The sequence below is a fragment of the Proteus hauseri genome (assembly GCF_004116975.1).
GTDB lineage: Bacteria > Pseudomonadota > Gammaproteobacteria > Enterobacterales > Enterobacteriaceae > Proteus > Proteus hauseri.
This window is the reverse complement of record NZ_CP026364.1, coordinates 1,609,509-1,635,743: the sequence shown is the minus strand read 5'-3', so window position 1 is coordinate 1,635,743 and position 26,235 is coordinate 1,609,509. Positions and strand designations below refer to the sequence as shown.

Below are 26,235 nucleotides of genomic sequence, written 5' to 3'. Positions count from 1 at the left end.
TATGATAAATAGTCTGTCAGCGCGCATTTTCGCAATATTCTGGCTGACGCTAGCACTAGTTCTTGTGCTAGTTATGATGGTACCTAAGCTGGACTCGCGCCAGCTTACCACTCTATTAGAGAGTGAATACCGTCAAGGTGTTATGCTAGAACAACATATAGAAGCTGAACTAGCCCAAGATCCTGCTAATGATCTGCTTTGGTGGCGGCGTTTAATTCGCGCTATCGATAAGTGGGCACCACCAGGTCAGCGCCTTATTATTGTCACCAGTGAAGGTCGAATTATTGGTGCGCAACGCAATGAGATGCAAGTTGTCAGAAACTTTATTGGTCAATCTGATAACGCAGATCATCCCAAAAAGAAAAAGTATGGTCGTTCTGAGATGTTAGGGCCATTTTCAGTGCGAGATGGTGAAGATCACTACCAACTTTACTTAGTACGCCCATCGAGCAGCCCGCAATCTGACTTTATCAACTTATTATTTGATAAACCTTTGCTACTTCTTATATTTACCATGCTTATCAGTACACCATTATTAGTATGGTTATCTTGGAGTTTAGCAAAACCGGCAAGGCAGCTTAAAAATGCGGCTGATGACGTTGCTAAAGGTAACTTACGGCCTCATCCAGAGCTGGAGACGGGTCCTCAAGAGTTTTTAGCGGCAGGTACAAGCTTCAACCAGATGATTAGTGCATTAGAACGTATGGTTGCAGCTCAACAACGATTAATTTCTGATATTTCACATGAACTTCGTACCCCACTCACTCGTTTACAACTTGCCAGTGCTCTTTTGCGTCGCCGCCACGGTGAAAGTAAAGAATTAGAGCGCATTGAAACAGAAACTCAGCGTCTCGACGGTATGATTAACGATTTACTGGTGTTATCTCGCAATCAATACAAAAACGAATTATTACGTGAAAATGTAAAAGCCAACGAATTATGGGACGATATTTTAGATAACGCCAAATTCGAGGCAGAGCAGAGCAATAAAACATTACAAGTCATCGCACCACCGGGGCCTTGGACTATTTATTGTAATCCCTACTCGCTTGCTAGCGCTTTTGAGAACATTGTGCGCAATGCGCTGCGTTATTCAAACTCACGCATTGAAGTGGCCTTTAAAGAACAGAACCAAGGTATTTCAATTATTGTGGATGATGATGGCCCAGGTGTTAGCCCTGAAGACAGAGAGCACATATTCCGACCTTTCTATCGTACAGATGAGGCACGAGATCGTGAATCTGGCGGTACAGGTCTTGGTTTAGCCATTGTAGAAACCGCAGTAAGTCAACACCGAGGTAATGTAAAGGCGGATGACAGTCCATTAGGTGGATTACGCGTAGAAATTTGGTTACCAAGAGCAGGAACAGGGAATAAATCGGCAAATTCATAAATTGAGTAGAAAAATTACTCTATCCATATATCCTGCCATCTATTGAAGAATAGGTGGCATATTCTCTTTGTTAACGTCTTATGATGTAATTCAGAATGATCTGGCTGAATCGACCCTTATTCCGATATTTATATATCTACAATCAATGCTAAAATAGCGAGCTATTACTTGACCCACTGGTTTGTAGAGTCTACTCTCAGTGCGGTTTTGGCATATTGTTAAAGTATGCTTATATAACAAAACCCTTATAATACATAAAGATAAGGGTTTTTCGAGATTAATTTTGGCGCTCTGGGAGCCGTAAACCTAGTGCGGTAGCTATGTTAAAAATAAGTAGTGATGTTTAGTTGTATTTTTGCTGAATTATTATAAACAATACGCTCAGAATATAAACTTTATCAAACTACTTTTTATTTAAACTAAAACAATTAAACATATATTTTTAGGATTTAAAAATGAAAGGCATTATTTTAGCTGGTGGCTCAGGAACAAGGCTTTATCCTATAACAATGGGTGTATCTAAACAGCTATTGCCTATTTATGATAAACCTATGATTTACTATCCATTATCTGTATTAATGCTAGCAGGTATACAAGAAATATTAATAATTACTACACCTGAAGATCAGAGTAGTTTTCAACGATTACTGGGTGACGGTTCACAATTTGGTATTTCTCTTGAATATAAAATACAGCCTAAACCTGAAGGATTAGCACAAGCATTTATTATTGGTGAAGATTTTATTGGTAATGATAGTGTTTGTCTTGTCCTAGGAGATAACATTTTTTATGGTCAGGCATTTTCACCAAAACTAAAAGAAGCAGCATCAAAAACAATTGGAGCAACTGTATTTGGTTATCAAGTAAAAGATCCAAAAAGATTTGGTGTTGTAGAATTTGATGAAAATAAAAAAGTTATTTCAATAGAAGAAAAGCCATCAAAACCTAAATCTAACTACGCTGTGACTGGTTTGTATTTTTATGATAACAATGTAATTAGTCTAGCGAAAAAAATCAAACCATCCATACGTGGTGAGCTCGAAATTACAACATTAAATGAAATGTACCTACACCAAAATAAATTAAATGTTGAAATGTTAGGCCGTGGTTTTGCTTGGCTAGATACTGGTACATATGAAAGCCTGCTTGAAGCAGCTCAATTTGTTGAAACTATTGAAAAAAGACAAGGTTATAAAGTAGCTTGCTTAGAAGAAATAGCCTTTCATAATGGATGGATTAATAAAGAAAATATACTCGAACGTGCAAAATTAATGGCTAAAAATAGCTATGGTGAATATTTATTAACTTTAGTGAAATAGCCAAATGAACGACCTAAAACAAAAAACAACTAATGGTCTAAAGTGGAGTGCGATAGAAAGGCTAACAACTCAAGCGGTACAACTCAGTGTTATGCTAATTTTAGGTCGAATGCTGGGCCCTACGGTATTTGGCTTAATTGGAATGTTAGCCATTTTTATCGCGATTTCACAAACATTAGTCGATAGTGGTTTCAGTAATGCATTAATCAGAAAAAAAATAAAATCAGAATCTGATTATGCAACCACATTTTATTTTAATATATTTATATCATTTTTATGTTATATAATCTTATATATTTCCTCACCTTACATTGCAGAATTTTATAATCAACCACAATTAGAAATACTAACTAAAATTCAAGGACTTGTTATTATAGTTAATGCTTTTTCTATTATTCAAAGAACAAAGTTAACTATAAATATGAATTTTAAAACACAAGCAAAAGTATCATTACTTAGTGTATTCTTAAGTAGTATATTGTCTATATATACAGCTTATTTAGGATTTGGTGTTTGGGCATTAATTATTCAAATATTGAGTTTTTCTCTTCTTAATACAATATTATTAAATATTTCTTTACCTTGGATTCCTAAAAAAAGATTTTCTAAAAGATCATTTTCTTATCTATTTGGCTTTGGCTCAAAGTTATTACTTTCTAGTTTAATAGATACTATTTATAATAACCTTTATCAAATTATTATAGGAAAAATATTTTCCGCAAATCAGCTCGGATTATTTGCCCAAGCAAATAATTTATCATATACACCATCAATGGCACTGACAAGCGTAATACAAAGAGTTACATATCCGATGTTAAGCCATGTACAAAATAATAAGGTAGAATTTGATTCTATATATCTTTTAACTTTAAGACTTACTGCTCTTATTGTGTTTCCATTATTAATAGGTTTAGGTATTATCGCACAACCTTTTATACTAATTATTTTAGGTGAAAGTTGGAGTTATACAGCAACGTTACTAAGTATATTATGTATTGCCTATATGCTATACCCTATTCATGCAATAAACTTAAACTTGTTACAAGTTAAAGGTCGAACAGATCTTTTTCTAAAATTAGAAATAATAAAAAAAGTACTCGTTACAATTATTTTAATAATTACAGTGCCTTTAGGGATTGAAGCTATATGTATCGGTATAGTCATACAATCTTATTTAGCATTATTAATTAATACATACTACACAGGAAGATTGACATCAATAAATATAAAAAAACAATGTAAATATTTATTTCCTATTTGGATTATTACTATTGTCACTGCATTATTTAGTTGGAATATATCATTATATATTGAAAATATTTATATCCAACTAGCATTTATGTTAACTATAACACCTATTATATATATAATATTCATTCGTATTTTCCAATATGATCTATTCAATATTATTATCTCAAATATTTTAAAGAAGAAAATGTAAAATGGAAAAGATTACTGTTACAACACCTCTACTACCTCCGCTAGAGGAACTAACTCCATACTTAGAAGATATATGGAGCAGAAAGTGGCTAACAAATAATGGGCATTATCATCAGTTACTTGAGAAAGAACTCTGTAAATATCTTGGTGTTAAATATATTAGTCTATATTCTAATGGTACATTAGCTTTAATTTCTGCATTACAAGCTTTAGAACTAAAAGGTGAAGTTATTACAACACCATATAGTTTTGTAGCAACTAGTCATGCTATTGTTCTTAATAATTTAAAACCTGTTTTTGTTGATATTGATCCTATTACTTATAACCTTGACCCTAAAAAAATCGAAGAAGCAATAACAGATAAAACATCAGCAATTATTCCTGTTCATGTGTATGGCACACCATGTGATAATAAAGCAATACAAAAGATTGCAGATAAATATAATCTAAAAGTAATTTATGATGCAGCACATGCTTTTGGTGTCAAAAAAGAAGGTGTATCTATATTAAATTGGGGAGATCTCTCAATATTAAGTTTTCATGCCACCAAAGCGTACTCAACTATTGAAGGTGGTGCAATTATTTGTCATACACCTGAAATGAAAAAGAAATTAGATCAGCTAAAAAACTTTGGTTACGAGTCAGAAACAGAGATTCCAATACTTGGTTCTAATGCAAAAGTAAATGAAGTACAAGCAGCTTATGGTCTGGCCAGCTTAAAATATATAGATAATGCAATTGCAGCAAGAAAATCAGCTGCGGAATTTTATAAAGAAAAATTATCTAAAATTGAAGGTATTACTTTTCTAGATATAAAAGATAATGTTAAATTAAATTATTCTTATTTTCCTATCATCATTAATGAAAAAATTTATGGTGAAAGTAGAGATGAATTATATTCTAGACTACGAGATAATAATATTTTATCGAGACGATATTTCTATCCACTAATTACTGAATTTGATTTTTATAAACATAATAATTATAAAAAATATGACCTTAGTATATCTGAAAGTATATCAAATAATGTTATTTGTTTACCTATGCACCATAATTTATCTATAGATAATATTAATTTTATTATAAATATAATTAAAGGCAATAAAATATAATGATTTTAGCTATCATGCAACCATACTTATTCCCTTATATAGGGTATTATCAGCTGGCTTATCATAGTGATCTGTTTATATTTTATGATGATGTAAACTATATTAAGGGAGGGTACATAAATCGTAATAATATTCTAACAAAAAATGGTTTTCAGTTATTTACTATTCCTATAATTAAAGCATCTAGCTTTAAAAAAATAAATGAACTTTATTTTCAAGAAGATACTCGAAAAATTCTAACTTCTATATCTCAAACATATTCTAAAGCTCCATATTTTTCCTCTATTTTTCCTCTTATTGAAAAAATATTAAATGATAACAACAGGAATGTTGCAAACATAGCATCAAGATCAATAATTGAAGTTTTTCAATATATCGGTTTGAAATTACATCATGATTTTTCTTCTAAAATAAATTATAACCGGGAAAATAGTGCCCAAGAAAAAATATATGAATTATGTAAAATAAATAATGCAAATAAATATGTAAATGCATATGGAGGAGTGTCTCTTTATGATAAAGATGAATTTAAGAAAAGAAATATTGAATTAAGTTTTATAAATTCCATACCTACTCCTTACACTCAAATAAATTCAAGTGAATTTATAAAAAACGCCTCAATGATCGATATTTTAATGAATTGTAGTAAAGATGAAATAATAAACCAATTAAATAATTATACAGTTATATAGGTGAAATATGTCATTTTATACACAAGAACAACTTTTAGAAATTGGATTTAAAAGTATCGGAAAAAATTGTAAAATAAGTAGCAAAGCTTCAATATATAGGCCTGAGGAAATTGAGATAGGTAATAATTGTCGCATTGATGATTTTGTTATTTTATCTGGAAAAATCCACTTAGGAAACAACATTCACATTGCAGCTTTCTGTAATTTAAGTGCTGGAGAATGTAGTATTTTATTTGAAGATTTTTCTGGATTAGCATATGGATGTCATGTATTTACAGGAACTGATGACTATAGTGGTAGAACAATGACAAATCCAACTATACCTCTAAAATATAAAGGATTAAAAGAGAGAAATATCATTATTGGAAGACATTCGATTATAGGTACAAATTCAATTATTATGCCTGGTATAAATATAGCTGAAGGCACAGCTGTCGGTGCATTATCTATGGTTACAAAGAGTACGAAACCATGGGGTATCTATTTTGGCAATCCAGCGAAAAGAATAAAAGAAAGAAAAAAAGATTTACTAATTTTAGAAGCTGAGTATTTAAAAGAACATGATAAATAAACTAGTCTCTCCTATATCAGAAAGAGAAATAACAGATGAATGGATTCATTCTGATATTACTTATATTAGTATTATTTGTTGTACTTACAACCAAGAAAACTATATATCTGATGCAATAAATAGTTTTTTAGCACAAAAAACAAAATATAAATTTGAAATTATTATCCATGATGATCACTCAACTGATAAGACAAGTGAAATTATTACTTCCTTTAAGAATAAGTTCCCTAATATAATAAAAGTCATAAAACCAGAAGAAAATTTATATTCTAAATATGGAGTTAACGCTCCCGGCTTAAATGCAATATCTCAATCATCAGGAAAATATATAGCGTTTTGTGAAGGAGATGATTTTTGGATTGATAAAAATAAAATACAAAATCAAATTGTTGCACTTGAAAATAATAATATCAATATATGTTTTACTGCTGCAAAATATTTATTAATGGATAAAAATAAACTAATTGATTTTGCTAATTATAGTAATTCAATAAAAATATTCACCTTATCAGATGCCATAATTAAAGGTGGAGGTTTTATGCCTACAACTACAATAATGGTAAGAAAAGATACTCTGGACACTCTTCCTAACTGGTTTATAAATGCTCCTGTGGGAGACTATTTTTTACAAATGCATAGTTCAAATCCTCATGGTTCAATATATATTCCTGAATCAACTGCAGTGTACAGAATAAATACCCAAGGGTCATGGACCGATACTAGGAATAAAATTAGTCCCGATAAAATAGTAAAGGAAAGTGAAGATTATGAAAATTATCTAAATTCATTAAAAAAATATTTTCCTATTGATAGTAAAATTATTGATATTGCTATTTCTCAACAATTAGCAACGCTTGCATTTTTAGCAATGAAATTAAAATATTTCCATATCGCAAAAAATATAATAATGATATCTTGGGGATATAATAAAAATGTGAATAAAAAACAAACTATAATATACTTATTTAGAAAAAATCTTTCCTTTTTAAATTATTTCATTAATTTAATAAGAAAAATAAAATGAATACTTCAATAGCTTCTATAACATTATTTTTGTTTATATTCTCCTTTCCGATAATAGGAGCATTAAATTCAAGTCATATATCCATGTTGCTAATTAGCATGTATACAATATGTCATATTGACTCATGGAAGTATTTTAAAAAAATATTCTTATCCTATGTTTCATTATTTATTTTCTTATTATTAATATTGTTTATTATATATAGTGTACTAATTACCTCATTGTTGTATCAATATGACTTCACTATAGTAAAAACAATTATTAACAATCTAGTTTCTTTTATTTTTTGTATTTTAATTACTTCTCTACTTTTTTATAAAAATCAAAAATCAGAAATAGCTTTAGATAAATTTTTCGTTTCAATATTGATAGTACAGTCAATAATAATAATTGTAATGCTAATTTCTCCTGATGTTCGTAATTTAATTCAGTCATATATAAGGTCTGATGAAGAATTACGGAGAATGGCAGCTTATGATGGAGTTAGAGGACTAGGTTTATCTGGTTCAATTGCTTTTGGCTTAGCGATTACTATGGGATTTTTAAGCTTGATCTTAATGAAGTGGATTAGTGAAAATAAATCTACCTCTATTTTCTTGAAATTTATATTATTTTCAATCGCATTTATAGCATCATTATCAGCAGGAAGAACTGCAATATTAGGTTACTTTTTAGGAAGTGTATTTTTCTTATCTAGAAAAATAAAAATCAAATCTTTAATCAATTCTTTATTATTAGTATGTTATGCCTTAATAATCATTACACTAATTATGTATTTATTAGATAGTAACGAATATTTAAATAAAACAGCAAATAGATATATAGATTATGCATTTCAGCCTATTTTAAATTTCATTAATACAGGTTCTTTCTCTGTATCATCATTGAATTCATTAAGCAATATGTATTTCTTTCCAGAAAATACTTCGACTTGGTTTATTGGTGATGGCAAATACACCTCTGATGATGGATTTTATTATAAAAATACAGATAGTGGATATATGCGATTCCTTTTATTTTTTGGATTAATAGGGAGTTTTATTCCTTATCTTGGTTTTTTTGTCTTTTGTTTTTTTGTAATAAAAAAATCAAAAGAGTCTCGATTACTTTTTTCTCTAGCTATTATTATGGGAATTATTTTCCATTATAAAGCAGAGGTAATTTTCTTTAACGTTGCTTATATGAAAATTATATATATTTATGGTTTTTATTATATTTACAAACAAAAATTTTTTAATATAAGAGAATATGAAAAAATATAAAGCACTACAGATTGGAAATTTTGGCGGTAATAAAGAACAAATAGATGGTCAAACAATAAAAACAAATTTATTCTTTAATTTAGTTAAAGAAAATTACCATAACACATTAAAAATAGATATATATAAATATAGTAAAATTCAATTCTTACTTTTATTTATTAAACTTCCTTTTTTTATCTTAAGAAGTGAGGTTATATTTATAGGGCTTGGAAAAAAAGGAATGAAAACCTTAGCTCCTTGGTGTATTTTTTTATCTAGAGTTTTGAACAAGGAGATAAATTATTATGTTATTGGTGGATGGATTTATACACTATTAAGAGAGAATGAATGGTTATTAAAACACTTCAAATATTTTAATAAAATCCTTGTGGAACTACCATCAATGATAACTAATGGTAACAACATTGGTCTTTACAATATAGAATACTTCCCAAATTTTAGGCAGACAAAGAATATAACAATAACAAAAAAAACTAGAGAAAACTGTCTGAATCTAGTTTTTTTCTCTAGAGTGATAAAAGAAAAAGGTATTTTAATTTTACTTAATGCCATGGATAAAGTTAATAGCGAAAATTTAAATATAAATTTAACTATTTTTGGCCCTATATATGATGAATCTATAAAATATGAAATAGAAAAAAGGGAAAATGTTGTTTATTCTGGAGTACTCAATCCTTTCTCAAATTCTTTATATGACATATTAAATCAATATGACTTAATGATTTTCCCTACTTTTTATAATGGTGAAGGATTTCCTGGAGCAATTGTAGATGCATTTATTTCAGCAATTCCCGTTATTGCATCCAATTGGAAGTATAATGCTGAAATTATTACAGATGGCTACAATGGGAGAATAATTGATAATAATAGCGATACTTTATATAAAATACTAAAGCATTATTATTTAAATATTAATGAATTAGATTCCATGAAAATTAATGCAAAAATTAGTTCAAATGATTACAGCTATGATAAAGCATCTGAACTATTCAAAAATCTATTTTTACATAATTATTAAGGTATGTCATGAAAATCACCATATCAGGAACCGGCTATGTCGGTCTATCTAACGGGATCCTTCTTTCCCAAAATAACAAAGTTATTGCGTTAGATATCAATAAAGAAAAAGTCGAATTACTCAATAAAAAAATCTCGCCAATTTCAGATAAAGAAATCGAAGAGTTTTTAGCTACAAAAGAACTCGACTTCACAGCGACTTTGGATAAAACAACTGCTTACCAAGATGCTGATTTTGTTATTATCGCAACGCCGACCGATTATGATCCTAAAACCAACTACTTTAACACCTCATCTGTCGAGTCGGTTATTCGTGACGTTTTAGAATATAATCCACACACCACAATGATTATTAAATCAACCATTCCGGTTGGTTTTACTAAAGAAATGAGAGAGAAATATAATACTGAGAACATTATATTTTCTCCTGAATTTTTACGCGAAGGCCGTGCGCTTTACGATAATCTTTACCCTTCTCGTATCGTGATTGGTGAGCGTTCAGAAAGAGCAGAAACCTTTGCAAATCTGTTAGTTGAAGGCGCACAGAAAAAAGATATTGATGTGCTTTATACTGACTCAACAGAAGCAGAAGCAATCAAATTATTTGCTAATACTTATCTTGCATTACGTGTTTCTTACTTCAATGAACTCGATAGCTATGCACAAGCTTACGGCTTAAATGCAAAACAAATTATTGAAGGCGTTTGTTTAGACCCTCGCATTGGTAATCACTACAATAACCCATCATTCGGTTATGGCGGCTATTGCTTACCAAAAGACACTAAGCAACTATTAGCTAACTACGAATCTGTGCCTAATAATATTATTGGTGCTATCGTTGAAGCTAATCGTACTCGTAAAGATTTTATTGCAGACTCCATTATTGCGAAATCACCTAAAGTTGTAGGTGTATATCGTTTAATCATGAAATCGGGTTCTGACAATTTCCGCTCATCGTCAATCCAAGGCATTATGAAACGCATTAAAGCCAAAGGTATTGAAGTGGTGATTTATGAACCAGAAATGCAAGAAGAAACCTTCTTTAATTCAAAATTAATCAACGATCTAAATGAATTTAAAGCTATTTCTGATGTTATCATTACCAATAGAATGGCTTCTGCATTAAATGATGTTGAAGAAAAAGTTTATACTCGTGACCTATTTGGTAACGATTAATTTATATATTCCCTTTCAGATTAGGCAGTAGTTCTGATGTTATCTAAAAACACTAATTTTTTAATATCTATCATTATGCCATCCTACAATTCTGGTGAATATATAAGGAAGTCCATAGAATCCGTTCTTAAGCAAACTTATAAAAACTTTGAATTAGTTATTATTGATGATTGTTCTAATGATAACACTATTGAAATAATCTCTTCTTATGATGATGAAAGAATAAAGATATTAAAAAACGATATTAATCAAGGTGCAGGAATTACTCGTAATAGAGGTTTATCGGTATCTAGCGGTCGTTTTATTTGCTTTCTAGATAGTGATGATTCTTGGCGAGAGGATAAACTAGAAAAACAGCTTAACTTTATGTTATCTAATAACATAGATTTTTGTTTTTCAGCCTATGATAGGGTTTATGAAGATAATACGTTTATCTGTAAAATTGGGGTACCTGAAAAAGTAAGCTATTCAGATATGCTAAAAGTCTGTTCTATTGGTTGTTTAACAGTAATGTTTGATAAACATAAATTTACTGATTTCGCTATGCCCTCAATTAGAAAAAGACAAGATTACGCATTGTGGCTGAAATTATTGAAACAAACTCCCTATGCTTATGGAATAAATGAATCTTTAGGCTCTTATAACATAAGAGAAAACTCAATTTCTTCTAATAAACTTGATGCTGCAAAATATCAATGGAGAATTTATAGAGAAGAAGAAAAATTAAATATTTTTCATTCTATTTATTATTTCTCTCATTATGCTTTCAATGGTTTTTTTAGATCTAAATTTCCATCTTTAGCTAAAAAAATAGGTGTTCTAAAATAGCACTCATTCTTAATGCCCTATCTTAGGCTTAATATGCTCAATATCGTCTTATTTGAACCCGAAATTCCACCCAATACGGGTAATATCATCCGCCTGTGTGCAAACACAGGTTTTCATCTTCATTTAATTCAGCCTCTGGGTTTTACTTGGGATGATAAGCGCTTACGTCGTGCAGGGCTTGATTATCGTGAGTTTGCTGATATTAAACAACATCACGATTATTATGCTTTTTTAGAAAGCGAAGGATTAAGTCCTGATAATGCACAGTCACCTACTGGTGCTCGGTTATTTGCTTTAACCACAAAAGGTCAGCCAGCACATAGTAACGTTAGTTATAAAGATGGTGATTACTTATTATTTGGCCCTGAAACTCGTGGTTTGCCGCCTTATGTGTTGGATAATATGCCAATGCAGCAAAAAATCCGAGTTCCTATGCTTGCAGAAAGCCGTAGTATGAATTTATCTAATACTGTTGCGGTTGTGGTGTTTGAAGCTTGGCGGCAGTTGGGTTACCCCGGCGCTTTGCTTAGAGATTAAATCTAATCGGTGATATAAGTCGTATTTAAACAAAACTTATTTTTAATGTCGGCTTATGCTTCTTATTTAATTTTATCTTTATAAAATCAAAGTAACAAAAAGGCGCTATATCTAATGATATGCGCCTTTTTTATATTCTAAATACCATCGCCACACTCAAAACCAGACATAGAACCATTAAAATGCTGATCCATATCGAATGACGGTTTATCACTTGTTGGACGTCCTACAATACGAGCCGGTACACCCGCAACCGTGGTATGCGCAGGTACTGCATGTAAAACCACAGAACCAGCACCAATTTTAGCGCCTCGTCCAATCTCAATATTGCCAAGAATTTTAGCACCCGCACCAATCATTACACCTTCGCGTACTTTGGGGTGACGATCTCCGCCCGTTTTACCTGTTCCGCCTAATGTAACAGATTGCAAAATAGAAACATCATTCTCAACAACTGCGGTTTCACCAATCACAATGCCTGTTGCATGATCAAGCATAATGCCATGCCCAATACAGGCTGCTGGGTGAATATCTACACCAAAAGAAACTGAAATCTGGTTTTGTAAATAAATCGCGAGTGCTTTGCGCTCTTGTTGCCACAACCAATGAGCAATACGATAAGCTTGTAAGGCGTGAAATCCCTTTAAATAAAGTAATGGAGTGGAGTATTTATCAACCGCAGGATCACGTAAACGAACAGCTGAAATATCATAAGCCGCAGACTCAATCATAGAAATATCACTGCGATAAGCATCCTCAACAATCTCACGCACAGCAATAGCCGGCATGGTTGGCGTTGCCAATTTATTGGCTAGCATATAACTTAATGCGCTACCGAGATTTTCATGTTTAAGGAGTGTTGCATGGAAAAAACTTGCCAAGATAGGCTCGCAATCTGCTAACGCTCTTGCTTCACTTTTAATATGATCCCAGACTCGTTTTAGTTCTTCTAGTGACATACTCACTCTCATTATTTTTACATTAAAGCCTAAGTCTGGACTTAGGCTTTAATGGGCATTTATAGACTTACAACTAATATGGATATACGTAGATATTGGGAACATCTCGTGCTTTAAAATAAGCTTAGAATAACGAGCTGTCCACTTCATCTTTTGTTGCCCGTCCTAATAAAGCTAATGCTGCCTCTTTCACATCTTTATGCTGATATAAAATCTGGTAGATCTGCTCTGTTATAGGCATTTCAACACCAACTTGTTCTGCTAATGCTCGAACTTCCTTAGTGTTACGATAACCTTCAACAACCTGACCAATGGCTTCTTGCGCAGCATCTACATCAATACCTTGGCCTAGCATCATACCAAAACGGCGGTTACGTGATTGGTTATCAGTACAGGTTAAAACTAAGTCACCTAAACCTGCCATCCCCATAAACGTTGCTGCATCTGCACCTAAGGCTTTACCTAAACGGCTCATCTCAGCAAGACCACGCGTAATTAATGCGGTACGCGCATTCGCGCCAAATCCCATACCATCAGACATACCTGCACCAATTGCGATAACGTTTTTAACTGCGCCACCTAATTGCACACCAATAAAATCAGGATTTTTATACACGCGGAAACTTTTACCACAGTGGAAAAGTTGCTGAAGTTCTTCAGAAAAAGCGTTGTCCGTTGAAGCAACAGAAATAGCCGTTGGTAAGCCCGCAGCAAGCTCTTTAGCAAAAGTTGGGCCAGATATAACTGCTAATGGGATTTCATTACCTAATACTTCACGCGCCACATCTTGCAACAAACGGCCGGTGTGTGCTTCAAGTCCTTTTGTCGCCCAAACTACACGCGCATCCTGACGTAAAAAGGGTTTGATCTGTTGCAATACATCACCAAAAACATGACTTGGGATCACAACCAGAATATTACGGCTCGCTTCTATCGCCTTTTGCAAAGAAGCTTCCATATGTAAACTATCAGGAAAAGAAACATCCGGCAGAAAAGCCTGATTACAACGCGCCTGCTCTAGTGCAGCAACATGCGCAGGATCATGACCCCAAAGCACAACGTCATGACCATTGCGTGCCAGTGTAATCGCTAAAGCGGTGCCGTATGATCCGGCACCGATAACTGTCATAGAAGCATTGTTCATTAAGCTTCTTCAACTCCTGCATTTGGTGCATCCTGTTGCTGTAAATAGTTCATAAACAGCGCATCAAAGTTAACAGGTGCTAAATTCAGTTGTGGGAAAGTACCACGGCTAACTAAGTTAGTGATACATTCACGAGCATAAGGGAACAGAACATTCGGGCAATATGCACCTAAACAATGAGCCAGTTGCGTTCCTTCAATACCTTCAACAGTGAAGATACCTGCTTGTTGAACTTCACACAGGAATGCCGTTTCGTCATCCATAGTTGCAGTAACAGTTACGCGCAGAATAACTTCATAAACATTTTCAGCTAAAGTATTAGAAGAAGTATCAAGATCTAATTTAACTTCTGGTTGCCACTCTTTTTGGAAAACTTGTGGGGCATTAGGCGCTTCAAAAGAGATATCTTTTGTATAAATACGTTGAATTTGAAAAGTCATCTCTTGGTTTTGCTGTTCTGACATAATAATCTTACCTTTTTATATCCTTATTAATTGAATAGCAGTAAGTATAGAACTCAATCTGCCCGCTCGTTATTTTTTGCCCTTAGCAAGTGGTAAATTCTCACCACTCCAGCCTGAAAGGCCATCTTTTAAAATAAAGACCTTTTCAAAACCGAGTTTAGTTAGGCTTTCGGCTGGTTTTGCACCTTCCATACCTGATGGAGAGACAACAATAACTGGCTGTGATTTATATTTCTCCAGCTCAGCAATATTGTTATCTTTGATTTCAGAAGGTGTTAAATTGATAGAATCAATGATGTGTCCTTTGCGGAACTCATCACGGCTACGGATATCAACACACACCGCACCCTCTTTATTTATCAAAGAAATAGCTTCTGTACGGGAGATATTTTTCGTTTTTGAAAAAAGCCCTTTAAAGGTCAGCACAATGACCGCCACCAGCAGCGCAACCCAAACAAAACTTAACAGGGTGTGCCGGTTGAAAAATTGCATTACTTCTTGCAGCATAGGATGCAATCACTCTCGTTGGTTAAAAATAGTATCAAAGAGCCAAAGTATACCTTTGTAATGGCGCAATTACAGCCTATTCCTTATTTTCTCTTGCAGTTTTTGCGGAAAGTTTCTCAACAATCATTTTTTTTATTGACGGATTTCTGTACCATTAGTACCGGATAATCCTATGAAGAAGATTCGGAAGGTTCACTTCTTTCCACTCCACAGGATCCCTCTTCAGGCAAGCTATTAAGAAACCCGCACCCACAATAATGGCTATTCTACGTAAGAAAACCACTTTCTGCGTAAGATTTTGCACCTGTCTGAGATAAAGCAACTATCTGTTATTTATTTAAAAGTATTGAGAACACGAGCATGTCGCAAACAAATCAAGTGCCCAAAATTGGATTCGTTTCTTTAGGTTGTCCGAAAAACTTAGTGGACTCTGAACGTATCCTAACCGAACTGCGTACAGAAGGTTACCACGTTGTTCCTACCTATAATGATGCTGATTTAGTCATCGTCAACACCTGTGGTTTTATTGACAGTGCAGTACAAGAATCCCTTGAGGCAATTGGTGAAGCGCTCAATGAAAACGGGAAAGTTATTGTTACTGGCTGCTTAGGTGCAAAAGAAAACCAAATTCGTGAAGTGCACCCTAAAGTGCTAGAAATCACGGGTCCTCATAGTTATGAGCAAGTTTTATCACATATTCATCATTATGTACCAAAACCTGATCACAATCCTTTTGTTAGCCTTGTGCCCGAACAAGGGGTTAAATTAACTCCCCGCCATTATGCTTATTTAAAAATCTCAGAAGGCTGTAATCATCGTTGCACGTTCTGCATTATTCCTTCTATGCGTGGCGATTTAGATAGCCGTCCTATTGGAGATGTATTAAATGAAGCCAAAAGATTGGTCAATGCTGGCGTAAAAGAGTTACTGGTTATCTCCCAAGATACTTCAGCTTATGGTGTTGATACCAAACATCAAACAGGTTTTTGGGATGGAATGCCCGTAAAAACCAGCATGACAAGTTTATGCGAACAACTAGCAAAATTAGGTATTTGGGTACGTTTGCACTACGTTTACCCTTATCCTCATGTGGATGATGTTATTCCATTAATGGCTGAAGGGAAAATTCTGCCTTATTTAGATATCCCTTTACAACATGCAAGCCCTAAAGTTTTAAAACTAATGAAACGTCCGGGTTCTGTTGAACGTACACTAGAGCGCGTAAAGCGCTGGCGTGAGATTTGTCCCGAGCTAACACTGCGTTCAACTTTTATTGTTGGTTTTCCTGGTGAAACAGAAGAAGATTTTCAAATGTTGTTGGATTTCTTAACTGAAGCACGCTTAGACAGAGTCGGCTGTTTTAAATACAGCCCCGTTGATGGTGCAAAAGCTAACGAATTACCAGACCAAATCCCCGAAGATGTTAAAGAAGAGCGTTATCACCGTTTTATGCAATTACAACAGCAAATCTCAACAGAACGTTTGCAAGAAAAAATTGGTAAAACACTACTGGTAATGATTGATGAAGTTGATGAAGAAGGTGCGATAGGTCGTAGTATGGCAGATGCACCCGAAATTGACGGCACAGTGTATCTTAATGAGCAATTTGATGTTGAACCAGGACAAATAGTACGAGTTCTGATTGAACATGCTGATGAATATGACCTTTGGGGCACTATCGTCGAATAATTTCTCTATCTCGACAGCGTAATATTCTATTGCGCTGTCACACTGATAACCTCTTTTTCCTCTTACCGACTATTATTGCTTTATAATCTCGTATTAATTAAATAGATTACTTGTTAAGTATTATCTGAAATTACGTCTTTATTTCCTGTTAACTGGTCAGTTGATGAGTGACATGGAATAATCTTACAAACTGTTATTAAGGGTACTTTGGTCAGATGGCAGAGAAAAAGGATCTTCAAAAAAAAATGTATCAGCCTTCTCGTGTATTTTCGTTACCGTTAATCACGTTGCTTATTAGCACCTCTTTATTCTCTGCAACCAACGTTTTTGCCAATACATTAACGGATAACCGTAATCAGCTTAAAGATCTTCAAACCACCATTGCTGAAAAAGAAAAACAAGTTCAAGAACAACAAAAGCAACGCACCTCTTTATTAACACAACTAAAAACTCAAGAAACACAAATATCTCATGCGGGGCGTTCTGTTCATGAAACACAAAGTCGCTTGCAAACCTTGGCAAAAGAAATAAAAACAATTACAGCGAATATTGCTCGACTGCAAAAACAATATAATTCACAACAAGAGTTATTATCTCACCAGATGGACGCCGCTTATCGCCAAGGAAAGCACCAAGGTATCGAACTACTTTTTCGTGGTGAAGATGGCCAACGAGAAGAACGTATTTTAGCGTATTACAGCTATATTAATGATGCGCGTAAAGAAACTATGGTGCAGTTAGCACAAACATCAAAAGAACTTGAAGTTGAAAAAGCGGCACAACAAGCTAAGCAAAACGAGCAAAAACAAGTTCTCACAAAACAACAACAAGAAAAGCAAAAACTTGATAATGCACTAACCGCTCGCCAAAAAATACTCACTCAGCTTGAGTCAACATTAAAAGAAGACCAGCGCAATTTAGCCACCATGCGGGCTAACGAAGCGCAATTAAGAAATAAAATTGCACAAGCAGAACGAGAAGCAAAAGCTCGCGCAGAACGAGAAGCCAGAGAAGCAGCACGTATTGCGGCAAAACAACGAGAAGCCCAACAACGTGGGTCAACATATAAACCAACCGCAGAAGAGCAATCGTTGATGTCTCGAACTGGGGGCTTAGGTAAACCTGCGGGGCAAGCTATTTGGCCAATTCGAGGTTCTTTATTACATCGCTTTGGTGAATCAATTTCAGGCTCAGGTGAATTACGCTGGAAAGGTATAGTTATACCCGCAGCACAAGGCACTGAAGTTAAAGCCATTGCTGATGGTCGCGTTCTACTTGCTGACTGGCTACAAGGCTATGGTTTAGTGGTCGTTGTAGAACATGGTAAAGGGGATATGAGCCTTTATGGTTATAACCAAAGCGCACTAGTTAACGTAGGTCAACAAGTTAAAGCCGGGCAGCCTATCGCATTAGTTGGTAATAGTGGTGGGCAAGAACGTTCAGCACTCTATTTTGAAATCAGACGTCAAGGGAAAGCGGTTAACCCGCTCCCTTGGCTTGGGAGGTAGTTTTGCTATTTTTTAGTGCATTACAACATGTAACATCTTGGATAACTCGTTTAATACTATTAAGTTTAGTATTAACGACACCCACAATAGCTGCTCAGTTAGCCATTGTGATTGATGATTTTGGTTATCGCACTAAAGAAGACAATCAAATATTACAACTTCCAACCGCTGTCTCTATTGCGATTTTACCTGATTCGCCGCATGGAAAAATAGTTGCAAATAAAGCACATCAGCAAGGTAGAGAAATTCTCATCCACATGCCAATGGCGCCTATTAGTAAACAACCTTTAGAGCGCGATACATTAAAACCCAGCATGGGACAAGACGAAATTAACCGTATTATTCAACATGCTATTAATAACGTACCTTATGCTGTGGGAATGAATAATCATATGGGAAGTGCGATGACATCTGATAGACAAGCAATGGATAGAGTCATTAAAGCACTAAACCATTCTAATCTTTATTTTTTAGATAGTGTGACTATTGGCAACACTCAGGCTGCGATAGCAGCAAAAGCAGCGGGTGTTCCTTCTTTGCGCCGTCATGTGTTTTTAGATAACGTACAAACAGAAGCAGAAACTCGCCAACAGTTAGCGCGAGCCATTGCTTTAGCACGTAAAAATGGTTCAGCAATTGCGATAGGTCACCCTCACCCATCCACAGTAAGAGCATTACAACAACAGCTACCTCTATTACCTGCTGATATTCAACTGGTAGCGCCCAGCGCGCTCCTAAAATCACAACCCATTAAACCAATCCAACCAGAACAACCCAAAACACCCGAAAAAGAACCAATACCAGAGCAACCTCAAGCACCAAAACCAGCGTCATGGTTAAAACCAGCACATCAAGCAATTATATCAATGAAACAGAGCACCTTAATAAAGGTGTTCTCTAAAAGCCTCTCTACACCTGAGTCGGATAAAAAAATAATGCCCAAACCTGCTAACAACAGTGAAGATACGGCTCAGTAAATAAAAAGAGTCCGTCAATACGGACTCTTAATCACTGTTCTATCAAGCTAGGTTTAATTTGATTTCCAATCTAAAATCACTTTGCCTGATTGACCCGAACGCATGATATCAAAACCTTTTTGGAACTCATCAATTGGAAATTCATGAGTAATAATCGGCGTAAGGTCAAGACCCGACTGAATCAGTGCAGCCATTTTATACCAAGTTTCAAACATCTCGCGACCATAGATACCTTTAATAAACAAACCTTTAAAGATAACTTGCCCCCAATCTATCGCCATATCTGAAGGCGGAATACCAAGCAACGCAATACGACCACCATGATTCATGGTACTCAGCATGGTACGAAACGCAGCGGGTGCCCCTGACATCTCTAAACCCACATCAAAACCTTCTGTCATACCCAGCTCTTTCATCACATCAGTCAGGTTTTCTTTGCTGACATTTACCGCACGGGTTACACCCATTTTTTTCGCTAGATCAAGGCGATATTCATTAACATCAGTAATAACAACATGGCGAGCCCCAACGTGCTTACAAATGGCAGCAGCCATAATTCCGATAGGTCCTGCCCCGGAAACAAGCACATCTTCACCTACTAAATCAAAAGATAATGCCGTGTGCACTGCATTGCCAAATGGGTCGAAAATCGCCGCTAATTCATCAGGAATATTGTCTGGAATTTTAAACGCATTAAAAGCAGGAATAACAAGATACTCAGCGAAACAACCCGGACGATTAACACCCACACCAATGGTATTGCGGCATAAATGCGTACGACCACCACGACAATTTCGACAATGTCCACAAGTGATATGCCCTTCACCAGAGACACGATCACCAATATTAAAGCCTTTTACCTCTTGCCCTATCGCGACTATTTCACCGATATATTCATGACCCACAACCATAGGTACAGGAATTGTTTTTTGAGACCATTCATCCCAGTTATAAATATGAACATCAGTGCCACAAATTGCTGTTTTGCGAATTTTGATCATTACATCATTATGACCTAACTCAGGTACTGGCACATCTGTCATCCAGATGCCTTGTTGCGCTTTTAATTTTGACAGTGCTTTCATAGTGAGGACCTTATGCAATCACATTCAGTTGTTTACCAATTTTAATAAACGCTGCAACAGCTCGTTCAATTTGTTCTGTGCTATGTGCTGCTGACATTTGTGTACGAATACGCGCTTGTCCTTGCGGCACAACAGGATAGAAAAATCCTGTAACGTAAATACCTTCATCGAGTAAACGAGTCGCAAACTCTTGTGCTAATTTCGCATCACCTAACATGACCGGAATAATTGCATGATCAGCACCTGCTAATGTAAAACCAGCAGCACTCATTTTTTCACGGAAAAGCGCAGCATTGCGCCATAAACGCGAACGAATTTCATCACCAGACTTCAACATTTCTAGCACAGCGATAGAAGCTGCAACTATTGCGGGAGCCAATGAATTTGAGAATAAATAAGGACGAGAACGCTGACGTAACCATTCAACCACTTCTTTACGTGCTGCGGTATATCCACCCGACGCGCCACCTAAAGCTTTACCCAAAGTCCCTGTGATAATGTCGACTCTATCCATTACATCACAATATTCATGAGTACCACGACCTTGTGCACCAACAAAGCCAACCGCATGCGAATCATCAACCATCACTAATGCGCCGTATTCATCCGCTAAATCACAAATACTTTTAAGATCAGCAATGACGCCATCCATAGAAAACACACCGTCTGTTGCGATCATGATATGACGAGCATTATCAGCTTTGGCTTTTTCTAACTGAGCTTTTAACTCAACCATATTGTTGTTGGCATAACGATAGCGTTTTGCTTTACATAAACGCACACCATCGATAATAGAAGCATGGTTTAATGCATCAGAAATAATGGCATCTTCTGGTCCCATTAGCGTTTCAAACAACCCACCATTCGCATCAAAACAAGAAGAATATAAAATGGCATCTTCCGTACCTAAAAACTCAGCAATTTTGTTTTCTAATGTTTTATGTGAGTCTTGAGTACCACAGATAAAACGCACAGAAGCCATACCAAACCCGTGACTGTCCATGCCTGCTTTTGCAGCTTCAATTAATTTGGGATGGTTAGCTAAACCTAAATAGTTATTAGCACAGAAATTTATAACATGACTGCCGTCAGCAACGGCAATATCAGCACTTTGCGAAGAGGTGATAATGCGCTCATTTTTAAATAAGCCATCTTGACGCGTTTGTTCTAGTTGTTGATTAATTTGCTGATAGAAAGAATGGGTAGACATATTTTCTCCTAAGACCACTGGCGAAAAAGGGTAAGATTTAAAATTTGACTACAAACTAGTCAATATTGTTTCTTATTCTATGTCTTTGTTCTATTAAAAACGACAAATGTAAATAAATAATGTTATTTATGTAATTAAGATCACTAATATGCACTAACTTTTTCGTCAGTTTCAGTCTGTTCTTCCATGATGAATACTACCGTTAAGACTGTTCAGTGTTATTATAGATCTAGAACTCATTTTTAGATTTTATATGAAGGGGTAGCCATATGATTATCGTCACTGGCGGTGCAGGTTTTATCGGCAGCAATATTGTTAAAGCATTAAATGATGAAGGTTATACTGATATTTTAGTCGTTGATAATCTTAAAGATGGCACTAAATTCGTAAATTTAGTTGATCTTGATATCACTGATTACATGGATAAAGAAGACTTTATTGCCAGCGTTGTTGCAGGCGATGATTTTGGCGATATCGATGCTGTTTTCCATGAAGGTGCTTGCTCTTCTACCACTGAGTGGGATGGCAAATATATGATGGATAACAACTATCAATATTCAAAAGAGCTACTCCATTTTTGCCTTGAGCGCAAAATTCCATTCTTATATGCCTCTTCTGCCGCAACTTATGGTGGCCGTACTGATAACTTTATTGAAGAAAGAAAATTTGAAGCACCATTAAATGTTTATGGTTACTCAAAATTCTTATTTGATGAATATGTGCGTCAAATTTTACCTGATGCCGAATCAATGATTTGTGGCTTCCGTTATTTTAATGTTTATGGCCCACGTGAGGGACATAAAGGCGGCATGGCCAGTGTTGCTTTTCATTTAAATAACCAAGTCAATGATGGGCAAAATCCAAAACTATTTGAAGGTAGCGAAATATTCCAGCGCGACTTTATTTATGTTGGTGATGTTGCCGCAGTCAATTTATGGTTCTGGCGTAATAATGTATCCGGTATTTTTAACTGTGGTACAGGTCGCGCAGAATCATTCCAAGCGGTTGCTAATGCGGTTATTGCTTATCATACTGATAAAGATCTTTCTATCGAACATATTGAATTTCCTGAAAAATTAAAAGGTCGCTACCAAGCATTTACCCAAGCTGATCTGACGAATTTACGTAAAGCAGGTTATACCGCACCGTTTAAAACCGTCGCTGAAGGTGTTGCTCTTTATATGCAATGGTTAAATCAGGATAAATAATCGTCGTTTATGAAAATCTTTGTGGTTGGTCCTTCATGGGTTGGGGATATGATGATGTCCCAAAGCCTATATCGCACACTAAAAGCATTACATCCGGCAGCAACTATTGATGTGATGGCGCCTGCATGGTGTCGTCCGTTATTAGAAAAAATGCCCGAAGTAAATCAAGCCATTCCGATGCCATTAGGCCACGGTGCTTTAGCAATAGGTGAGCGTCGTCGCTTAGGTAAACAATTAAAAGAGAACGGTTATACGCACGCCTATGTACTGCCTAACTCGTTTAAATCTGCTTTAGTACCGTTTTTTGCAGATATACCTAAGCGTACAGGTTGGCGTGGTGAAATGCGTTACGGGTTATTAAATGATTTACGCCCTCTCGATAAAGATGCATTTCCGCTTATGGTAGAACGTTATGTGGCTCTTGCTTATGATAAACAAAAAGTCCAAAAAGCAACTGATTTACCTCAGCCTTTACTATGGCCTAAGTTAGCTGTTGCCGATAATGATATCACCACCACATTAAATGCATTTTCATTACCAACACAGCGCCCTGCAATAGGTTTTTGTCCTGGCGCTGAGTTTGGCCCAGCAAAACGTTGGCCTCATTATCATTATGCGGCATTAGCTCAAAAGCTCATCACAGAGCAGGGCTATCAGGTTTTCCTCTTTGGCTCTCAAAAAGACAAAGAGGCGGGCGACGAAATAAAACAAACGCTGACACCACAAGCACGCGAAGCCTGCTTTAATCTTGCGGGAGAAACATCCCTTGAGCAGGCGGTTAACTTATTAGCATCCTGTAAAGCAGTTGTTTCTAATGACTCAGGTTTAATGCATATTGCTGCCGCACTAGATCGCCCATTAGTCGCACTTTATGGCCCAAGTAGTCCAGATTTCACGCCACCGTTATCCCATAAAGCGCGCGTTATTCGTTTAATTACGGGTTATCACAAGGTTCGTAAAGGGGATGCAGAACAAGGTTATCACCAAAGCTTAATTGATATTCAGCCTGAGCAAGTTTTTGCCGAACTAGAAAACCTGTTTTCAACGGGATCATCAAAATGAAGCGGGTTTTAATCGTAAAAACATCTTCTATGGGCGATGTATTACATACTTTGCCAGCATTGACGGATGCGTTACAGGCGTATCCTGATATCCGCTTTGATTGGGCTGTTGAAGAAGGTTTTGCTCAAATTCCAAGTTGGCATAGTGCGGTAGATAGCGTAATTCCTGTCGCAATACGCCGTTGGCGCAAAAATTGGTTTAGTGCGCCTATTCGTGCTGAACGGGCTCAATTCCGCCAAGCGATTCAAGCTCATCATTATGACACTGTAATTGATGCTCAAGGCTTACTTAAAAGCGCATTTCTAGTAACTCGTTATGCCAAAGGCACTAAACACGGCTATTCACGACTAAGCGCACGTGAACCTTTAGCCAGTTTTTTTTACGATATTCGCCACGATGTCAGTAAAAAAATGCATGCTGTTGAGCGTATTCGCCAACTATTTGCATTAAGTTTGAACTATCCATTGCCGCAATCTCATGGCGATTATGGTATTGCATCACATTTTCTGTCACTTCCCGCATTTGATGAACATCCTTATTTAGTGTTTTTACACGCAACGACTCGTGACGAAAAACATTGGCCTGAATCCCATTGGCGCGAGTTAATCGGGTTACTTGCTGATTCGGGTTTACGTATTAAATTACCTTGGGGTGCAGAACACGAGCACCAGCGCGCAATACGCTTAGCTCAGGGATTTGATTATGTTGATGTACTACCTAAAATGTCACTTGCACAAGTAGCTCAAGTGATTGCAGGGGCTAAAAGTGTGGTTTCTGTCGATACAGGATTAAGCCATTTAACGGCGGCATTAGACAAACCTAACATCACTCTATTTGGCCCTACTGACCCCGGACTTATCGGCGGATATGGCAAGGCACAAACAGCACTGAAAGCGGAAGATGGAGATATTGTGTCGATCACGCCACAACAAGTTGTCCATACCCTTAACTCTTAACATTATCAACACTAAAGGAAACTAATCCTTTAGTGTTTTATCAACCGCATTAAAAACTTCATCCACGGTAATAAGATCCATAGAAGTATTAACGTCTTCATTATGTTTTGCTTTTTTATCAATAATCGTATGTAAATGAAGGTCTTGATAAGGGCCTGTCCATTTAGGATCGGCGGTTGCAAATAAACTCACAGTAGGCACTTTTAACGCGATAGCTAAATGTAATGGCCCTGTATCTCCCGTCACTAATACATCCATTATATTAATATAACTTAATAAATCAGGTAATGAAGTTTTACCTACTAGGTTGATAATATTTCTATGATATTTTTCAGGCAATAATGCAAAGAATTCGTCTGGTAATTCTAATTCTCTTGGTGAGCCTATCAGTTGGATCCGTAATGATGGATTAATATCAATCAGTTTTTGTGCCATTTCTACAAAAGACTTAACCGGCCATCTGCGCTCAACCGTTGAAGCCCCCATTTGAAAACCCACAATATAACCTTCATCCTTGGCTAATTGTTTTATTTCACAAGGGATTTCCATGCTTGTATCTACATCGGTTATGCCCAAATGACGAATAATATCGAGCTTACTTTGGATCACATGGCACACCGGTGGCTGATGTTCTGCAACAATCCATTTTTTAAACCACTCAGGAATAACATGGAAAGTTGTTCGCAATATATACTGGCAACCAGACATCACCGCAAATAACACATCATATGGCAGATGAGAATGCAAAATAACCGCAAGTTCAGGTTTAAATTTTCGAGCTTGTAATGCAACAGGTAATAAATTTCGAATTTTATTATCCCAATAAATCACACTATCTATTTGATCATAATTTTCGACTAATAATCTATTTTTTTCACTTGAGACGAGTGTGATATGAGCATCTGGATAATGGGCTCGAATAGCCCGAATTGCAGGGGTATTGAACATAAAATCCCCCAATGCCGTAGTTGAAAAGATAAGAATACTATTAAATTTAATATCTGATGAAAAAGTATCCGTTTTTTTCATCCGGCCAAAAAGAGGGTTATAGATAGTTAAAAAATTATGTACCCATTTCAGTTTTTTCAACTTCAT

25 protein-coding genes are annotated in these 26,235 nt (G+C 35.5%); 18 read left to right on the top strand and 7 right to left on the bottom strand.

Features of this window, described 5'->3' with window-relative positions; all coding sequences use genetic code 11:
* Position 1 precedes the first annotated feature (1 nt).
* The 12 genes from cpxA to trmL all read left to right on the top strand — a co-directional run bounded on the left by cpxA (position 2) and on the right by trmL (position 12,371).
* The gene (cpxA, locus tag PH4a_RS07385; RefSeq protein ID WP_129038930.1) at positions 2-1,393 is read left to right on the top strand and encodes an envelope stress sensor histidine kinase CpxA; all 1,392 of its coding nucleotides are present in this window, start codon (positions 2-4) and stop codon (positions 1,391-1,393) included.
* A 455-nt stretch (positions 1,394-1,848) separates the two neighbouring features.
* Positions 1,849-2,712, top strand: a complete 864-nt coding sequence (gene rfbA / locus PH4a_RS07380; RefSeq protein ID WP_129038928.1) for a glucose-1-phosphate thymidylyltransferase RfbA — start codon at positions 1,849-1,851, stop codon at positions 2,710-2,712.
* Between the two features lie 4 nt (positions 2,713-2,716).
* On the top strand, positions 2,717-4,153 hold the full coding sequence (locus tag PH4a_RS07375) for a lipopolysaccharide biosynthesis protein (protein WP_129038926.1): 1,437 nt from the start codon (positions 2,717-2,719) through the stop codon (positions 4,151-4,153).
* A gap of 1 nt (position 4,154) precedes the next feature.
* Positions 4,155-5,264 (top strand): DegT/DnrJ/EryC1/StrS family aminotransferase, encoded by a 1,110-nt coding sequence (locus PH4a_RS07370; protein ID WP_129038924.1) that lies wholly within the window; start codon positions 4,155-4,157, stop codon positions 5,262-5,264.
* A complete protein-coding gene (locus tag PH4a_RS07365) occupies positions 5,264-5,956 on the top strand; it encodes a WbqC family protein (protein WP_129038922.1) in 693 nt (230 codons plus the stop codon). The genes PH4a_RS07370 and PH4a_RS07365 overlap by 1 nt, the downstream gene beginning before the upstream one ends.
* 7 nt (positions 5,957-5,963) lie before the next feature.
* The gene (locus tag PH4a_RS07360; RefSeq protein WP_129038920.1) at positions 5,964-6,527 is read left to right on the top strand and encodes an acyltransferase; all 564 of its coding nucleotides are present in this window, start codon (positions 5,964-5,966) and stop codon (positions 6,525-6,527) included.
* Complete coding sequence (locus PH4a_RS07355) at positions 6,517-7,551, top strand: glycosyltransferase family 2 protein (RefSeq protein ID WP_129038917.1); 1,035 nt, start codon at positions 6,517-6,519, stop codon at positions 7,549-7,551. The genes PH4a_RS07360 and PH4a_RS07355 overlap by 11 nt, the downstream gene beginning before the upstream one ends.
* The gene (locus PH4a_RS07350; protein ID WP_129038915.1) at positions 7,548-8,813 is read left to right on the top strand and encodes an oligosaccharide repeat unit polymerase; all 1,266 of its coding nucleotides are present in this window, start codon (positions 7,548-7,550) and stop codon (positions 8,811-8,813) included. Before PH4a_RS07355 ends, PH4a_RS07350 begins: the two co-directional genes overlap by 4 nt.
* The gene (locus tag PH4a_RS07345; protein WP_129038913.1) at positions 8,800-9,831 is read left to right on the top strand and encodes a glycosyltransferase family 4 protein; all 1,032 of its coding nucleotides are present in this window, start codon (positions 8,800-8,802) and stop codon (positions 9,829-9,831) included. Before PH4a_RS07350 ends, PH4a_RS07345 begins: the two co-directional genes overlap by 14 nt.
* 8 nt (positions 9,832-9,839) lie before the next feature.
* Positions 9,840-11,006, top strand: a complete 1,167-nt coding sequence (locus PH4a_RS07340) for a nucleotide sugar dehydrogenase (RefSeq protein ID WP_129038911.1) — start codon at positions 9,840-9,842, stop codon at positions 11,004-11,006.
* 36 nt (positions 11,007-11,042) lie between these two features.
* The gene (locus PH4a_RS07335; protein WP_129038908.1) at positions 11,043-11,834 is read left to right on the top strand and encodes a glycosyltransferase family 2 protein; all 792 of its coding nucleotides are present in this window, start codon (positions 11,043-11,045) and stop codon (positions 11,832-11,834) included.
* A 33-nt stretch (positions 11,835-11,867) separates the two neighbouring features.
* A complete protein-coding gene (gene trmL, locus PH4a_RS07330; protein WP_064718441.1) occupies positions 11,868-12,371 on the top strand; it encodes a tRNA (uridine(34)/cytosine(34)/5-carboxymethylaminomethyluridine(34)-2'-O)-methyltransferase TrmL in 504 nt (167 codons plus the stop codon).
* Positions 12,372-12,508: 137 nt separating this feature from the next.
* On the opposite strand, the gene cysE is transcribed toward trmL, so the two are convergent.
* The 4 genes from cysE to PH4a_RS07310 all read right to left on the bottom strand — a co-directional run bounded on the left by cysE (position 12,509) and on the right by PH4a_RS07310 (position 15,445).
* Complete coding sequence (gene cysE, locus PH4a_RS07325; protein WP_064718440.1) at positions 12,509-13,330, bottom strand: serine O-acetyltransferase; 822 nt, start codon at positions 13,328-13,330, stop codon at positions 12,509-12,511.
* Between the two features lie 124 nt (positions 13,331-13,454).
* Positions 13,455-14,474 carry an NAD(P)H-dependent glycerol-3-phosphate dehydrogenase gene (gene gpsA / locus PH4a_RS07320; protein WP_064718439.1) on the bottom strand — a complete coding sequence of 340 codons (1,020 nt, stop codon included), beginning with the start codon at positions 14,472-14,474 and terminating at the stop codon, positions 13,455-13,457.
* On the bottom strand, positions 14,474-14,938 hold the full coding sequence (secB, locus tag PH4a_RS07315) for a protein-export chaperone SecB (protein ID WP_064718438.1): 465 nt from the start codon (positions 14,936-14,938) through the stop codon (positions 14,474-14,476). The genes gpsA and secB overlap by 1 nt, the downstream gene beginning before the upstream one ends.
* Positions 14,939-15,007: 69 nt before the next feature.
* Positions 15,008-15,445, bottom strand: a complete 438-nt coding sequence (locus PH4a_RS07310; protein ID WP_064718437.1) for a rhodanese-like domain-containing protein — start codon at positions 15,443-15,445, stop codon at positions 15,008-15,010.
* Between the two features lie 360 nt (positions 15,446-15,805).
* Between PH4a_RS07310 and rimO the strand changes: the two genes are divergently transcribed.
* From rimO to PH4a_RS07290, 3 genes are all read left to right on the top strand, one after another.
* On the top strand, positions 15,806-17,134 hold the full coding sequence (gene rimO, locus PH4a_RS07300) for a 30S ribosomal protein S12 methylthiotransferase RimO (RefSeq protein WP_129038906.1): 1,329 nt from the start codon (positions 15,806-15,808) through the stop codon (positions 17,132-17,134).
* 215 nt (positions 17,135-17,349) lie between these two features.
* A complete protein-coding gene (envC, locus tag PH4a_RS07295; protein ID WP_129038904.1) occupies positions 17,350-18,642 on the top strand; it encodes a murein hydrolase activator EnvC in 1,293 nt (430 codons plus the stop codon).
* Between the two features lie 2 nt (positions 18,643-18,644).
* On the top strand, positions 18,645-19,619 hold the full coding sequence (locus tag PH4a_RS07290) for a divergent polysaccharide deacetylase family protein (RefSeq protein ID WP_129038902.1): 975 nt from the start codon (positions 18,645-18,647) through the stop codon (positions 19,617-19,619).
* Positions 19,620-19,672: 53 nt separating this feature from the next.
* Here the strand turns inward: PH4a_RS07290 and tdh are convergent, their stop codons facing one another.
* Complete coding sequence (tdh, locus tag PH4a_RS07285; RefSeq protein WP_129038900.1) at positions 19,673-20,704, bottom strand: L-threonine 3-dehydrogenase; 1,032 nt, start codon at positions 20,702-20,704, stop codon at positions 19,673-19,675.
* Positions 20,705-20,714: 10 nt separating this feature from the next.
* Positions 20,715-21,914: a glycine C-acetyltransferase gene (locus PH4a_RS07280; protein ID WP_129038898.1), complete on the bottom strand. Its 1,200-nt coding sequence runs from the start codon at positions 21,912-21,914 to the stop codon at positions 20,715-20,717.
* A 269-nt stretch (positions 21,915-22,183) separates the two neighbouring features.
* Here PH4a_RS07280 and rfaD point away from each other — a divergent pair, with 269 nt between their 5' ends.
* From rfaD to rfaC, 3 genes are read left to right on the top strand one after another with little or no spacing between them, the layout of a single operon-like run.
* Positions 22,184-23,122, top strand: a complete 939-nt coding sequence (gene rfaD / locus PH4a_RS07275; RefSeq protein ID WP_129038896.1) for an ADP-glyceromanno-heptose 6-epimerase — start codon at positions 22,184-22,186, stop codon at positions 23,120-23,122.
* A gap of 9 nt (positions 23,123-23,131) precedes the next feature.
* On the top strand, positions 23,132-24,184 hold the full coding sequence (gene rfaF / locus PH4a_RS07270; RefSeq protein ID WP_129038894.1) for an ADP-heptose--LPS heptosyltransferase RfaF: 1,053 nt from the start codon (positions 23,132-23,134) through the stop codon (positions 24,182-24,184).
* On the top strand, positions 24,181-25,140 hold the full coding sequence (rfaC, locus tag PH4a_RS07265) for a lipopolysaccharide heptosyltransferase RfaC (protein ID WP_129038892.1): 960 nt from the start codon (positions 24,181-24,183) through the stop codon (positions 25,138-25,140). The genes rfaF and rfaC overlap by 4 nt, the downstream gene beginning before the upstream one ends.
* 21 nt (positions 25,141-25,161) lie before the next feature.
* On the opposite strand, the gene PH4a_RS07260 is transcribed toward rfaC, so the two are convergent.
* Positions 25,162-26,235 (bottom strand): glycosyltransferase family 9 protein, encoded by a 1,074-nt coding sequence (locus tag PH4a_RS07260; RefSeq protein WP_129038890.1) that lies wholly within the window; start codon positions 26,233-26,235, stop codon positions 25,162-25,164.